Source organism: Thalassobius vesicularis (assembly GCF_004799325.1).
GTDB classification, from domain to species: domain Bacteria; phylum Pseudomonadota; class Alphaproteobacteria; order Rhodobacterales; family Rhodobacteraceae; genus Thalassobius; species Thalassobius vesicularis.
This window is the reverse complement of sequence record NZ_SSMD01000002.1, coordinates 230456-243466: the sequence shown is the minus strand read 5'-3', so window position 1 is coordinate 243466 and position 13011 is coordinate 230456. Positions and strand designations below refer to the sequence as shown.

General features: G+C 64.9%; 14 protein-coding genes. 8 read left to right on the top strand and 6 right to left on the bottom strand.

Features of this window, described 5'->3' with window-relative positions; translation table 11 throughout:
• The first annotated feature begins 36 nt into the window (after positions 1–36).
• The gene (locus E7681_RS04945; RefSeq protein WP_136338168.1) at positions 37–399 is read left to right on the top strand and encodes a hypothetical protein; all 363 of its coding nucleotides are present in this window, start codon (positions 37–39) and stop codon (positions 397–399) included.
• Here the strand turns inward: E7681_RS04945 and E7681_RS04940 are convergent, their stop codons facing one another.
• From E7681_RS04940 to E7681_RS04925, 4 genes are read right to left on the bottom strand one after another with little or no spacing between them, the layout of a single operon-like run.
• A complete protein-coding gene (locus E7681_RS04940; RefSeq protein ID WP_136338167.1) occupies positions 400–1944 on the bottom strand; it encodes a Ppx/GppA family phosphatase in 1545 nt (514 codons plus the stop codon). It lies immediately after the preceding gene.
• Between the two features lie 52 nt (positions 1945–1996).
• Positions 1997–4171, bottom strand: coding sequence for an RNA degradosome polyphosphate kinase (locus E7681_RS04935; protein ID WP_136338166.1), 2175 nt, complete (start codon positions 4169–4171; stop codon positions 1997–1999).
• Between the two features lie 51 nt (positions 4172–4222).
• Positions 4223–4924, bottom strand: a complete 702-nt coding sequence (locus tag E7681_RS04930) for a P-loop NTPase family protein (protein ID WP_136338165.1) — start codon at positions 4922–4924, stop codon at positions 4223–4225.
• A complete protein-coding gene (locus E7681_RS04925; protein ID WP_136338164.1) occupies positions 4924–5991 on the bottom strand; it encodes an AI-2E family transporter in 1068 nt (355 codons plus the stop codon). The genes E7681_RS04930 and E7681_RS04925 overlap by 1 nt, the downstream gene beginning before the upstream one ends.
• A 138-nt stretch (positions 5992–6129) precedes the next feature.
• Between E7681_RS04925 and E7681_RS04920 the strand changes: the two genes are divergently transcribed.
• The 5 genes from E7681_RS04920 to E7681_RS04900 all read left to right on the top strand — a co-directional run bounded on the left by E7681_RS04920 (position 6130) and on the right by E7681_RS04900 (position 11168).
• Entirely contained in the window at positions 6130–6918 is a 789-nt protein-coding gene (locus E7681_RS04920; protein WP_136338163.1) for a helix-turn-helix transcriptional regulator, read from the top strand.
• Between the two features lie 276 nt (positions 6919–7194).
• Positions 7195–8547 carry a proline--tRNA ligase gene (gene proS, locus E7681_RS04915; protein ID WP_136338162.1) on the top strand — a complete coding sequence of 451 codons (1353 nt, stop codon included), beginning with the start codon at positions 7195–7197 and terminating at the stop codon, positions 8545–8547.
• Between the two features lie 93 nt (positions 8548–8640).
• Positions 8641–9150 carry a DUF2937 family protein gene (locus tag E7681_RS04910; RefSeq protein WP_136338161.1) on the top strand — a complete coding sequence of 170 codons (510 nt, stop codon included), beginning with the start codon at positions 8641–8643 and terminating at the stop codon, positions 9148–9150.
• Between the two features lie 52 nt (positions 9151–9202).
• Complete coding sequence (locus tag E7681_RS04905) at positions 9203–10492, top strand: lipoprotein-releasing ABC transporter permease subunit (RefSeq protein ID WP_136338160.1); 1290 nt, start codon at positions 9203–9205, stop codon at positions 10490–10492.
• Entirely contained in the window at positions 10485–11168 is a 684-nt protein-coding gene (locus E7681_RS04900; protein WP_136338159.1) for an ABC transporter ATP-binding protein, read from the top strand. The genes E7681_RS04905 and E7681_RS04900 overlap by 8 nt, the downstream gene beginning before the upstream one ends.
• On the opposite strand, the gene E7681_RS04895 is transcribed toward E7681_RS04900, so the two are convergent.
• The gene (locus E7681_RS04895; protein WP_136338158.1) at positions 11165–11608 is read right to left on the bottom strand and encodes a DMT family transporter; all 444 of its coding nucleotides are present in this window, start codon (positions 11606–11608) and stop codon (positions 11165–11167) included. The two genes, E7681_RS04900 and E7681_RS04895, sit on opposite strands and share 4 nt — an antisense overlap.
• Before the next feature lie 9 nt (positions 11609–11617).
• The gene (locus tag E7681_RS04890) at positions 11618–12028 is read right to left on the bottom strand and encodes a PaaI family thioesterase (RefSeq protein ID WP_136338157.1); all 411 of its coding nucleotides are present in this window, start codon (positions 12026–12028) and stop codon (positions 11618–11620) included.
• Between the two features lie 151 nt (positions 12029–12179).
• On the opposite strand from E7681_RS04890, the gene E7681_RS04885 reads away from it, so the two are divergent.
• Both E7681_RS04885 and E7681_RS04880 read left to right on the top strand, forming a co-directional pair.
• Entirely contained in the window at positions 12180–12578 is a 399-nt protein-coding gene (locus E7681_RS04885; RefSeq protein WP_136338156.1) for a c-type cytochrome, read from the top strand.
• A 25-nt stretch (positions 12579–12603) separates the two neighbouring features.
• The gene (locus E7681_RS04880; protein WP_136338155.1) at positions 12604–13008 is read left to right on the top strand and encodes a c-type cytochrome; all 405 of its coding nucleotides are present in this window, start codon (positions 12604–12606) and stop codon (positions 13006–13008) included.
• Positions 13009–13011: the final 3 nt, after the last annotated feature.

The following is a 13011-nucleotide window of genomic DNA, read 5'->3' as shown; positions in this document are numbered from 1 at the left end:
TCTAAAACCGGGGCGGTTTTGCGCTATATTGAGGGTATGAAACGCCTTGTTCTGCCCCTTGTGATCTGTGTCGCCGCCTCTCCGGTTCTGGCCGAAGAGGAGAAGGGGTTTTCGCTGATGGAGGAGGGCGCCAAGCTGTTCTTCAAGGGCATCCTGCAAGAGATGGAACCCGCGATGGACGACCTGCAGGCGCTGGCCGACACGATGGAGCCGGCGATGCGTCAGTTTGTGCGGGAAATGGGCCCGGCGCTGGCCGAAGTGCTGCGCAAGGTCGACGACCTGTCGATGTACCACGCCCCCGAGATGCTGCCGAACGGCGACATCATCATGCGCCGCAAGCAACCCCAGCCGGACCAGGTGCCAAGCGAGCCCGCCCCGCAGGGCGAGGTTGATCTGTAATCACCCCTTGATCCGTACCTCGGACTGCGCGCCCAATGCGTTGGCCAGCGACTGGAAGCGCGCGGCGGCGACCTCTCCGAACAGGGGGGCGGCGTCGGAGGTCAGGATCAGCGTCAGATGCTTGAGCTTGGGGTGCCATTCCAGCTTGCCCAGCGGTTTTTCCGCCTGAAGCCACAGCATCGCGCCAAAGCGCATCGCCTTGCCCAGAATCTCGGCCTGTTTCTGGGCCTTTTCGTCGATCAGGTGAAAGATCGGCTCGAACGAGGTGCCGGCGCGCGAGTTCTTGTAGCGGTGCAGCAGGGCCAGGCCCAGGAACACCCGTTCGGAATGCTTCAGCCCGCCCAGATTGGCGCGGGTGGCGTTGTCGAAACAGACCTCGGCGCGGTAATCGGGGTGGGCGCGCCAGCTGACATCGTGCAGCAGGCAGGCGGCCTTGATCAGGCGTTTGCGCTCCAGCGTGGCCCCCGAAAACAGCGGCAGGATGAAGTCATAGAGCGCCTTGCCGAAGCCGGGGATGCGGGCGTCTTTTGCCTCGGCGAAGTAGCACGATTCGATCAGCGGATCGCGGTCGCGCAGCTGCTGGGGCATCTGTTCATACAGCATCCCCTCGCGGATCCCGTAAGAGGACACGGCGATGTCATGCGGGTGAAAGGTGCGCACGACCTCGCGCAGCACTTCGGCGGCATAGGGCACCAGCGCCATGCGCGAGCCGGACACGCCACAGCGTGCGCGCAGTTCAGACGGGTCGTTTTCGGCGATGTAGCGGATGGTGGCGTCGATGGATTTCGAGTTCATCCGGTATTCGTGCAGCACGTGCAGCGGATATTTGCGCCGCTCCATATCAATGCGGGCGATCGCACGCCACGAGCCGCCAACAAGGAACAGGCGATTGCGCTGCGGGCCCATTTCCGCGGCCAGGCGGGCGACGGTTTGCTGGATGTATTCCTTGCGGGCCTTCTTGCCGCCGGGCATGTGGCGCAGCTTCAGCGGTCCCAGCGCGCTGGTGACGCGGCGGCTGACTTGGCCCGCGCCGATCTCGGCCAGTTCCATCGACGAGCCGCCGATGTCGCAGACCAGACCGTAAGACCCCGGCCAGCCCAGCAGCACGCCCTGGGCAGAAAGGCGGGCCTCTTCCTCGCCGTCGATGATGTGGATCTGCATCCCGGTTTCGCGCAGCACCTCGGCCACGAAATCCGCGCCGTCGGCGGCATCGCGCACGGCGGCGGTGGCGACGGTGGTCAGCGGCAGGATGCCCAGCCCCTCGGCCAGTTTCTGGAACCGGCGCAGGGCGGACAGGGCGCGGCGGCGGCCCTCGGGGTTCAGGTGGCCGGTTTCGGACAGGCCTTCGCCGAGGGCGCACATGATCTTTTCGTTGTAGAAATAGGCCGGGCTGCGCGCGGCGCCGTCAAACACCACCAACCGGACCGAGTTCGACCCAACATCCACCACGCCCACGCGCGAGAGGGCCTGAGACGAGGGGTCGTTGAATAGCGGGCGGCCAAACGGGCCCCAATCTGTCGAGGCCGGAAGGGGCGTGTCGTCCATCAATTCGTTCCTGTGCTTCTGGCCCTAGGATGCTTCAGGGCCCGCAGTTAGGTCAATCATCCGTATGGGTCAATTGCGGAACATCTTTCGCCCCGGCCGAGCCACGCCCGGACAGCGACGGGTATTCCATGAAGAAGCGGTGGCAGTTGAAGGCGAACTCGCCCTCGGGCCAGGTGGCGCGGTCGAATTGGCCGTCGGGACGCATGACCCAGCTTTGGGCGACATCGGCCATGTTGGCGGCCATGATCTGGCTGACGATCTGCGCCTTCACGGTGGGGTTCTCGATCTCGATCAGGGTTTCGATCCGGCGGTTCAGGTTGCGGCCCATCCAGTCGGCGGACGAGATGTAGACCTTGGCCTTTTTCGAGGGCAGGTCATGCCCGTTGCCGAAACACACGATGCGCGAGTGTTCCAGGAAACGGCCGACGATGGATTTGACGCGGATGTTGTCCGACAGGCCCTTGATGCCGGGACGCACGCCGCAGATGCCACGGATGACCAGGCTGATTTTCACCCCGGCCTGGCTTGCCGCATACAGCCCGTCGATGATTTCCGGGTCGATGAGTGAGTTCATCTTGGCCCAGATCGAGGCCGGACGGCCCGCGCGGGCGTGCTCGGCCTCTTTCTCGAAGCCCTCCAGCAGGCGCTGTTTCAACCCGCTGGGCGAGATCGCAAGGTTTTCCAGCCCCTCGGGTTCGATGTAGCCGGACAGGTAGTTGAACACCTTGGTGGCATCGCGCCCAAGGGCGGCGTCGCAGGTAAAGAACGACAGGTCGGTGTAGATGCGCGCCGTAATCGGGTGGTAGTTGCCGGTGCCGTAATGGGTGTAGGTGACCAGCTTGTCGCCCTCGCGCCGGACCACGGTGGAAATCTTGGCGTGGGTTTTCCAGTCCACGAAGCCATACACCACATGCGCGCCCGAGCGTTCCAGGCGACGCGACTGGCGGATGTTGGCGGCCTCGTCGAAACGGGCTTTCAGCTCGACCAGCGCGGTGACGGATTTGCCGTCCTCGGCGGCCTCGCACAGTGCCTCGACGATGGGCGAGTTCTTGGAGGTCCGGTACAGCGTCTGCTTGATCGCCACCACATCGGGATCGCGCGCGGCCTGCTGCAGGAACCGGATGACCATGTCAAAGGTCTCGTACGGGTGGTGCAGCAGCATGTCTTTCTGCTTGATGGCGGCGAACATGTCGCCATCATGGTCCTGCACCCGTTCGGGAACGCGCGGGGTGAAGTTGGGCCACAGCAGATCGGGGCGGCTGTCCAGCACCAGTTCCTTGACGTCGGCGATGCCGATCATGCCGTCGATCTCGACGATCTCGGACGGGGTGACGTGCAATTCGCGCATGATGACGGATTTCAGCGCCTCGGGTGCGCCGGCCGAGATTTTCATGCGGACGACCTCGCCCCGGCGGCGGCGCTTCAGGGCGACTTCGAATTCGCGCACCAGGTCTTCGGATTCTTCTTCGACTTCAAGGTCGCTGTCGCGCAGCACGCGGAAGGCGCAATGGCCCATCATCTTGTAGCTGGGGAACATCTTGTCGATGAACAACAGCAGCAGTTCCTCGAGCGGGACAAAGCGGTGCGAGCCGTCGTTTTCGGGCAGTTCCACAAAGCGCGCGATCTGCTGCGGGATCGGCAGCAGCGCCATCAGCATCCGCTTGTCGCGGCGGCGTTCCAGTTGCAGCGCAAGGCTGAAGCCGGTGTTCGGGATGAACGGAAAGGGGTGCGCCGGGTCCACCGCCAGCGGCGACAGCACCGGGAAAACTTGGTTCAGGAAGATGTCCAGCAGGAAGGGTTTTTCCTCTTCGGGGACGTCCTCGCGGGTCAGGATCTCGATCTTCTCGGAGGCCATTTCGCGGCGCAACTCCTCGAAGACGCGCTGCTGGCTGTCCATCAGGCGGCGGGCGTTCTCGTTGATCAGCACCAGCTGCTCGGTGGGCGACAACCCGTCCTGCGCCGGGGTCATATTGCCCGCGCGGGCCAGTTCCCGCAGGCCAGCGACGCGGACGGTATAGAATTCGTCCAGGTTGGTCGCCGAAATCGACACGAAGCGCACGCGTTCCAGCAGCGGTACGCGTTTATTCTCGGCCTCTTCCAGAACGCGCCAGTTGAAGCCCAGCCAGCTGAGTTCACGGTTGTAGAAGCGGGCCGGGCCGGAGATGTCCAGACCGGGGATGTCGACGGGTTCGGCAAAAGGAGCCTTGAGAAAATCTGCTTGGGTCATGCGCGGTTTATGGACTGCTCTTGTGACGCGGGAATGACGCCGATTTTGCGCTTAAGTGTCTGGAATGTCCAGACGACCCAAGGGCGCATTCCCCTTGAGCACTTCGACCGCAAGGGTGCGGGTGACGGGGCGCTTCAGTTCCAGCGCGGCGCGGTCGATGTCGGCGACCAGCGCGCGGGCCACGTCGAAGCTGCGGTCCATGTGGGTGACCATGTAGGCGATGGTTTCCGGCGAGGGCAGCAATTGGCGGTCGCCGAACATCTTGGCGACGACGGCGGTCAGCAGCTGGTCGTCGGGCTGTTGCAGGGTCACGGACTGGGTGCCCTGCATCCGGCTGAGCAGGTCGGGCAGGGTCAGGCCCCAGGTCAGGACGGGGCGGTCGGCGGTGACCAGCAGGTGGTGCCCTTCGGCCAGGACCAGGTTGTGCAGGTGGAACAGCGCCTCTTCGGCGGTGCGGTCGCCGGCGATGTCGGGGATGTCCTCGACCGCGATGGGGCCGCGCGCCAGATCGGGGATGTCGGCATCGGGAAGATCGCGGGCGGAAACGATGCGCGCCCCCGAGGCAGCGGCCCAGACATGCGCCAGGTGGGTCTTGCCCGCACCGGACGGGCCGATCAGCGCCAGCTTGCGCCCGGCCCACTGGTCCCAATTCTCGATCATCACGACGGCCATTGCGTTGGCGGGCGAGACAAAGAACGCCTCGCGTCCCAATGCGGGACGCACGGGCAGGTCAAAGCTGAGTTGTCCGATCATTACTCTTCGGGCTTTCCGGACTGGCCTTGATACAGGCGGCTGTCCTTGTAGTTGGAAATCAGGAAGCGGGCGACCACGCCCAGGGCTGCGGCAACCGGCACGGCGACCAGCATCCCGACAAAGCCGAACAGCGTGCCGAACACCGACAGCGCGAAGATCAGCCAGACCGGGTGCAGCCCGACCGAGCTGCCGACCAGTTTCGGGGTCAGCACGTTGCCCTCGATCACCTGGCCCAGCACGAAGACGCCCGCGACGAGGCCGAGCGACAGCCAGTCGCCCCAGAACTGGAACAGGCCCAGCCCGATGGCCAGCGCGCCGCCGACGAAGGCACCGACATACGGAATGAAGGTCAGACCGCCCGCGATAAAGCCGACGACCAGCCCGAATTGCAGCCCCACCAGCATCAGCGCCACGGCATAGTAGGTGCCCAGAGCCAGGCAGACCGTACCCATCCCGCGGATGAAGGCGGCGAGGGTCTGGTCGATCTCGGCGGCCAGACGGCGCACCACGGGGGCATGATCGCGCGGCAGCATGTCGTCGATCTTGGCGACCATGTTGTCCCAATCATACAGCAGGTAGAAGGCCACCACGGGCACGATTACCAGCAGCATCACCACGTTGATGATCGACATGGCCGAGCTGAAGACCGCTTTCAGCAGTTCTCCGCCCTTGGACTGGATGGTTTCGCCGACGGTTTTCAGCGACTGGTGCAGGGTCGAGGTGTTGTCCAGCAGCTCGGGGAAGCGTGTGGTCAGGAAGGTGCGCAGATCCTCGAACACCTTGGGGATGATGTTGAACAGGGCGATCGACTGCTCGATCAGCGAGGGCACGACCAGCAGCATCGCCACGATCGCCACCAGCAGCGCGCCGATGGTGATGATGGCCGTCGCCATCGCGCGCGAGGCGCCCAACTTCTCTAGCCGGTCGGCAACGGGGTCCAGAAAATAGGCGATGGCACCGCCCAGCACGAAGGGCAGGATCACGTCGCCCAGATACCAAAGCACGATCAAAAAGACCGCTGTCGCGGCCCCCCAATATTTCGCTTGTTCCCGGACGGGCAGGGCCATGTCGCCTCCTGTTCGCTGATTGCCATTATGTCGTCACTCGGGGGGGCAAGCGCAAGCCTGTTTCTGCGAACGCATAATCGACAAGGGTCATGACAGCGTCTAGATATCTTGGCTGGAACGAGTACCCGGAATGTAAAGATGACCCTGTTGACACAGATCGACGATGCCGAGGCGATCGTCGTTCTAAACCGCATCGCGGCTGCCCCGAGCGTCGAATGCGCTTGGACCCTGACTGTCGAGGCGCTGGCCCGGTTCGGGTTCGAGCGCGTGAATTATGGCTATACTCGCTACCGGCTGGGCCGCTCGATCGGGCATCCGGACGATGCGTTTTTTCTGTCCACCCATTCGCTGGATCAGGTGAAGGCGTTTCACACAAGCGGGCTGTACATGCGTTCGGCCGACTATCGGTGGGTGCGCGAAAACGTCGGGGCCTGCCCCTGGGACTGGACCCGCAAGGAACGCGCCGCGGGACGGCTGTCGGCCGAGGAATGCGAGGCGATGGATGCGCTGGGCGCGGCGCGGCAGCGGGCGGGATACTCGATCAGCTTTCCCGATGGGGCGCCGCGCTCAAAAGGCGCGATGGGGATGGGCTGCGCACGCGGGGTCACACAAGAGCAGCTGGACGCGCATTGGGCCACCTGCGGCGAGCGGATCACCGCCATCGCCACGATGGCGCATTTCAAGCTGTCGCAACTGCCGCTGCCGGTGCCGGGGCTGGACCTGAGCGAACGCCAGCACGAGATCCTGGGCTGGATCGCCGACGGCAAGACGCTGCAGGATGTCTGCGTGCTGACCGGGCTGTCCCTGTCGGCGGTCGAGAAATACCTGCGCCGCGCCCGCGACGAGCTGGGGGTCGAGACCACCGTACAGGCCGTGGCCAAGGTGGCGTTCCTGAACCAGCTGTATATCCACGCCTCCTCGGTTTAGGGGCAGGGGCCAGGTGCGGGTTTCCGCACTGTCGCGGCGGACGATTTCCCGAAATACAGGACATGTTCCGTGAGTGCACCGCCTTGGGTTCGGCAAACCCCGGGGCGGAGGAACGGCGGCCCATCCCCAAAGGGCCGCCTTTTCCCTACGGACGGGCGGGGCGGTCAGGCCTCGCCCGTACCATTCGCTGTCAAACGCGCACGCGCGTCTTGTCTGACACGCGATCCTTCACTAAACCCCCGTACAAACCGCCATTCATCCCAAAGGGGCCATCCCATGCGTCTGTCGCGCTATTTCCTGCCTGTCCTGAAAGAAAACCCCTCCGAGGCGCAGATCGTCAGCCACCGCCTGATGCTGCGCGCGGGCATGATCAAGCAACAGGCCGCCGGGATCTATTCCTGGCTGCCGCTGGGCTTCAAGGTGCTGCGCAAGCTGGAAAACATCGTGCACGAGGAACAGGTTCGCGCAGGTCACATCCCGATGCTGATGCCGACCCTGCAATCGGCCGATCTTTGGCGCGAATCCGGCCGTTATGACGACTACGGCGAGGAAATGCTGCGCATCCGTGATCGCCACGGCCGCGACATGCTGTTCGGCCCGACCAACGAAGAGATGATCACCGACATCTTCCGCAGCCATGTTGGCAGCTACAAAGACCTGCCGATGACCCTCTATCACATCCAGTGGAAATTCCGCGACGAGGTCCGCCCCCGTTTCGGCGTCATGCGTGGCCGCGAATTCCTGATGAAGGACGGCTACAACTTCGACCTGACCAAAGAGGACGCGCTGCACGCCTATAACCGCCACTTGGTCAGCTACCTGCGCACTTACGAACGCATGGGCCTGCAGGCGATCCCGATGCGCGCCGACTCGGGCCCGATTGGTGGCGACGACACTCACGAATTCCTGGTGCTGGCCGATACCGGCGAGTCCGAGGTGTTCTATGACAGCGCCGTCACCGACATCCGCCTGGGCGAGCGGGACATCAACTATGACGACAAGGCCCAGTGCCAGGCCATCATGGAGGAGTTCACCGCGCTTTACGCCCGCACGGACGAAACCCATGACGAGGCCACCTTCAACGCCATCCCCGAAGAGCGCCGCCGCTCGGCCCGCGGGATCGAGGTCGGCCAGATCTTCTATTTCGGCACCAAGTATTCCGAACCGATGGGCGCCACCGTGCAAGGCCCCGACGGCAAGCCCGTTCCGGTCCACATGGGCAGCCACGGCATCGGCGTTAGCCGCCTGATCGGCGCCATCATCGAGGCCAGCCACGACGAGAACGGCATCATCTGGCCCGAGGGCGTGACCCCGTTCCATGTCGGCATCGTCAACCTGAAACAGGGCGACGCCGAGGCCGATGCCGCCTGCGAGGCGCTGTATAACAGCTTCACCGCGCTGGGTCTGGAACCGCTTTATGACGACCGCAACGAACGCGCCGGCGGCAAGTTCGCCACGATGGACCTGATCGGCCTGCCGTGGCGCATCACGGTCGGCCCGCGCGGGCTGAAGAACGGCGTGGTCGAGCTGACCTGCCGCCGCACCGGCACCTCGGAAGAACTGCCGCCCGAACAGGCGGTCGAGAAGATGGCCAAGCTCTACGCCACCCACATGGTGCGCGGCCTCTGAGCCATTTTGCCAAGTGATCCTGTGCCGCCCCCTGCGCCCAGCGTTGGGGGCGGTCGCGTTTCATGCTAGGCTTTCCCGCAAAGGGGGCAGGGCATGATCCTACGAGCTTTGACATTGGCGGGCGGGTTGCTGGGGGCGGGGGCGGCCTCGCAATTTCCCGAGTTTTCCCAACAATATACCCAACGGCTGGGCGGTGCGGTGGATGCACTGTCCGTGGTCGTGGCCGATTTCGACGCCTCGGCCCAGGCCGCCGGTCTGACCCGCGAACAGGCGCTGGCGCAGATGACTGGCTCGGACTTTCTGACCCATCGCCGCGCGGATATGGAGCGGACGTTCGCTCGTCATGCACGCCTGTCAGCCGATCTGGCCGCGCTGCAAGCGGCGGGGCCGTTCATGCGGGCCTATTACGCCGGGCACCTGAACGACCCGCAAATCGCCGTCCGCGCGTGGGAGGCGTATCAGCCCGCGCTGCCCGTCACCTTTGCCGGGGCCGTGTTCGGCGGGTCTGGCCTGATTGCCGGGCTGATCGCCATGTCGCTGCTGCTGGCGGTCCTTCGCCTGCCATTCCGCCGTCGCCTGCCGGAACCCGCGCGGGTGGGTTGACGTTGGCCCTTCGCTCGCCCATCACGACACAAGACAGATCAAGGGGCCACCCATGACGAACACGACCGCGCCCTTCGCGCGATTTGAATGGATGATCGCCTGGCGCTACCTGCGGGCCCGCCGGGCCGAGGGCGGCGTCAGCGTCATGACCTGGATCAGCCTGATCGGCATCACCCTGGCGGTGTTCGCGCTGATCGCCACGCTGGCCGTGCGCTCGGGCTTTCGGGCCGAGTTTGTCGATACCATTCTGGGCGCGAATGCCCATGTCACCGTCTACAACATCGGAGCCGTCGATCCCGTGACCGGCCAGATCGACCGGACCATGCCCGACTACGCCGCCATCGCCGACCGGATGCGCGGGCTAGAGGGTGTCACCCGCGTGGCGCCGCTGGTCAAAGGGCAGGTGATGGCCAACGCCCGCAACCGCAACTCGGGGGTCGAGGTGTTCGGCATTTCGCGCGATAATCTGCTGACCATCCCACGCGTCGCCCACCCCGAGGAATACGCCGGCACGCTGGACTATTTCGATCAGGGCATCGCCATCGGATCGGGCGTCGCGCGCGAGCTGGGCGTCAGCATCGGCGACAAGGTCAAGCTGATCTCGCCCAACGGGGTGAAAACCGCTTTTGGCACCAGCCCCCGTGTCGCCGCGTATGAGGTTGTCTATGTCTTCACCGCCGGGCGCTATGACATCGACCGCACGCGCGTCTACATGCCCTTCGCCACGGCGCAAAGCTTCTTCAACCGCGAGGGCGTGGCGGACGAGCTGGAGGTCATGGTCGCCGAGCCCGAAAAGGTGGACGATCTGGCGCTGGACCTGCTGCGCCTGAGCGGCGATCGCGGGCAGATCTGGACGTGGCGCGACGCCTCGGGCGGGTTCCTGCGCGCACTGGATATCGAGGACAACGTGATGTTCGTCATCCTGTCGATCCTTGTGCTGATCGCCTCGATGAACATCGTGTCTGGGCTGATCATGCTGGTGAAAAACAAGGGTCGTGACATCGGCATCCTGCGCACGATGGGCCTGACCGAGGGCGCGGTGCTGCGCGTGTTCTTCATCTGCGGCGCGTTCACGGGGGTGATTGGCACGGCGATGGGCGTGGTGCTGGGCTGCCTGTTCGCGCTGTATATCGACCCGATTTTCAGCTTTGTGAACTACGTGGCAGGCGGTGGCGTCTGGGATCCGGCAGTGCGCGGGATCTACAACTTGCCCGCCCAGCTGCGCCTGAACGACGTGCTGTCGGCCATCGCGCTGTCGCTGTCGCTTAGCTTTGTGGTCACGATCTTTCCGGCCCGCCGCGCGGCCCGCATGAACCCGGTGGAGGCCCTGCGCTATGAGTGATCCGGTCCTGCAACTGACGGGGGTCGCCAAGACCTATAACAAGGGTTTGCCGAATGCCGTTCAGGTGCTGCAAGCCATTGATCTGACTGTGCAGCCGGGCGAGATCGTGGCCCTGGTCGCGCCCTCGGGGGCGGGCAAGTCAACGCTGCTGCACATCGCCGGCCTGCTGGACACGCCCGACGCTGGCAGCGTCCGCATCTGCGGGGCCGAGATGGTGGGCGAGAGCGACCGCAAACGCACGGGCGTGCGCCGCTCGGATGTCGGTTTTGTCTACCAGTTCCACCACCTGCTGCCGGAATTCACGGCGCTGGAAAACGTGATGCTGCCGCAACTTGCCAACGGTGTCCCGCGCGCCGAGGCGCAGACCCGCGCCGCCGACCTGCTGTGCCGCGTCGGTGTCGAAGCCCGGTCCGAGCACCGCCCCGCGGCCCTGTCGGGCGGCGAACAGCAGCGCGTTGCGCTGTGCCGCGCGCTGGCGAACGAGCCGCGCCTGTTGCTGGCTGATGAACCCACGGGGAACCTGGACCCCGAAACCTCGGCCCAGGTGTTTGCGACGCTGATGGGGCTGGTGCGCGACACCGGTCTGGCCGCCGTGATCGCCACCCACAACATGGAGCTGGCGGCCCGCATGGACCGCGTGCTGCGCATGGACAAGGGCGTGCTGACCCCGGCCTAGGCCTTTTGCGCCATGTAGACCCCGGCGGACATCAGCGCGATTCCGATGGTGCGGTTCAGGCTGAGCGGGTTCAGACGCGCGCCGAATAGGCCGAAATGGTCGATGACCGCGGCGCTGATCAACTGGCCCAGCAGCACAAAGAAGATTGCGTTGCCGATGCCGAATTTCGGCGCGACGAAGGTCACCGACAGCACGTAGAACAGCACCAGAAGTCCGGCCAGAAACAAGTACTTGGGCGCGTGGATGGCCTTGGCCAACGGCGCCGGGCCATGCAGCAGAACGGTGATGCTGGCGGCAGTGAAGGCCACGCAGAACAGGATCGCGGCCGCCGCAACCGGAGAGCCGATCCGCACCCCCAACTGGGCATTCAGCGCTGCCAGGATCGGGATCCCGACCCCTGCGGCCATCATGGTCAGGGCATAGGCGGTGGTGGGGGGCATGGGGGCTCCTTACGGGCAGAAGAACGTGGCGGTCGCGGTGGCGACGGGCTTGTCCAGGGGCAGCGCGATCATGGTGGCGTTGCAGAACACCAGCTGCTTGCCCGCGCGCACGATCCGCGCCTCGCAGCGGATGCGATCGCCGGTGCCGGGGCGCAGGAATTGCGTGTCCAGGTTGGTCGTTGCGATGGGGCGCATCTCTCCGAAATGGGCCAGACAGCCGATCGCCATCGAGGTATCCGCCATCGCCGCCAGCGCCTGACCCGAGATGATGCCGCCCATCCGGGCCAGCTGATCCGTGATCGGCATCGACAGCACCGTCAGCTCGGGGCCGACCTCCTCGACGGTCAGATCCAGGGCCTTGACCCAGGGTGCAAAGCCCTGTTCCAGAAATGCTTGTGCGTCCGCTGTCGTAAGCGTCATGTAACCTCTCCTCCCTACTCAGGGGCAGAATGGCGAAGCGATGGGCGATTGTCACGCGCCCGCTGCAGGCGTTACGCTATGATCCGGATCAAGGCCGCGCGGTGCGGCCTGTGCGATCCTGTGACGGTGGGGCCAAGAGCGGAGAGAAACGATGAAAACCATGTACTTGGCTGTTGTATTTGCCCTGTGCGCCGGTCCGATGGCCGTGGCGCAGGACGCTGGAACCGGGCAGGCGCTGTTTCACAAACACTGCGCCACCTGTCATGGCACCGCCGCCGATGGGACCGGCCCGATGGGCCCCGCCTTGGTGGTGCAGCCCAAGAATCTGACCTCGCTCAGTGCCGAGAACGGCGGGGAATTCCCGCTGCTGCGCGTGGTGCGCCGCATCGACGGGCGCGACCCGCTGGTCAGCCACGGCAGCGCCATGCCGGTCTACGGCGAGTTTTTCGAGGGCGACGACACCGCGATGAAAACCGCCAGCGGCCAGCCCGTGCTGATGGGGCGGGCGGTGGCCGATCTGGTCGCGTTCCTGCAAGCCATTCAAAAATAAGGGCTTATGCCCAAAGGGGAGAGCAATGCGTAAAACGATTATCCTGATTGCCGGGGCGGGGTTTCTGGCGGCGTGCCAGTCCGGGCTGATGCCGCAACCCTCGGAAGGGGCGCGGCTGTACGCCGACAATTGCGCGGTCTGTCATGGCCCGACCGGGCGGGGCGACGGGGATCTGGTGGCCGATCTGGATCGCAAGCCCACCGACCTGACTCAGATCAGCCGGAACGCTGGCGGGGCTTTCCCGACGGCAAAGGTGCTGTCGCAGATCGACGGGTACACCCGGATGAAGAAGCGCGATCAGGTCATGCCGGAATACGGATCGCTGCTGGAAGGGGAGACGGTGCCGGTGCAGCTGGCGGATGGCCAGATGTCGCCCGTGCCCAGACCGCTGGCCGCGCTGCTGGCATATCTGGAAAGTATCCAGCAGTAACAA

Bases quoted from the DNA above. Each gene is read 5' to 3' on its own strand.
- E7681_RS04945 (WP_136338168.1), top strand. From the start codon at position 37: ATGAAACGCCTTGTTCTGCCCCTTGTGATCTGTGTCGCCGCCTCTCCG.
- E7681_RS04940 (WP_136338167.1), bottom strand. From the start codon at position 1,944: ATGGACGACACGCCCCTTCCGGCCTCGACAGATTGGGGCCCGTTTGGC.
- E7681_RS04935 (WP_136338166.1), bottom strand. From the start codon at position 4,171: ATGACCCAAGCAGATTTTCTCAAGGCTCCTTTTGCCGAACCCGTCGAC.
- E7681_RS04930 (WP_136338165.1), bottom strand. From the start codon at position 4,924: ATGATCGGACAACTCAGCTTTGACCTGCCCGTGCGTCCCGCATTGGGA.
- E7681_RS04925 (WP_136338164.1), bottom strand. From the start codon at position 5,991: ATGGCCCTGCCCGTCCGGGAACAAGCGAAATATTGGGGGGCCGCGACA.
- E7681_RS04920 (WP_136338163.1), top strand. From the start codon at position 6,130: ATGACCCTGTTGACACAGATCGACGATGCCGAGGCGATCGTCGTTCTA.
- proS (WP_136338162.1), top strand. From the start codon at position 7,195: ATGCGTCTGTCGCGCTATTTCCTGCCTGTCCTGAAAGAAAACCCCTCC.
- E7681_RS04910 (WP_136338161.1), top strand. From the start codon at position 8,641: ATGATCCTACGAGCTTTGACATTGGCGGGCGGGTTGCTGGGGGCGGGG.
- E7681_RS04905 (WP_136338160.1), top strand. From the start codon at position 9,203: ATGACGAACACGACCGCGCCCTTCGCGCGATTTGAATGGATGATCGCC.
- E7681_RS04900 (WP_136338159.1), top strand. From the start codon at position 10,485: ATGAGTGATCCGGTCCTGCAACTGACGGGGGTCGCCAAGACCTATAAC.
- E7681_RS04895 (WP_136338158.1), bottom strand. From the start codon at position 11,608: ATGCCCCCCACCACCGCCTATGCCCTGACCATGATGGCCGCAGGGGTC.
- E7681_RS04890 (WP_136338157.1), bottom strand. From the start codon at position 12,028: ATGACGCTTACGACAGCGGACGCACAAGCATTTCTGGAACAGGGCTTT.
- E7681_RS04885 (WP_136338156.1), top strand. From the start codon at position 12,180: ATGAAAACCATGTACTTGGCTGTTGTATTTGCCCTGTGCGCCGGTCCG.
- E7681_RS04880 (WP_136338155.1), top strand. From the start codon at position 12,604: ATGCGTAAAACGATTATCCTGATTGCCGGGGCGGGGTTTCTGGCGGCG.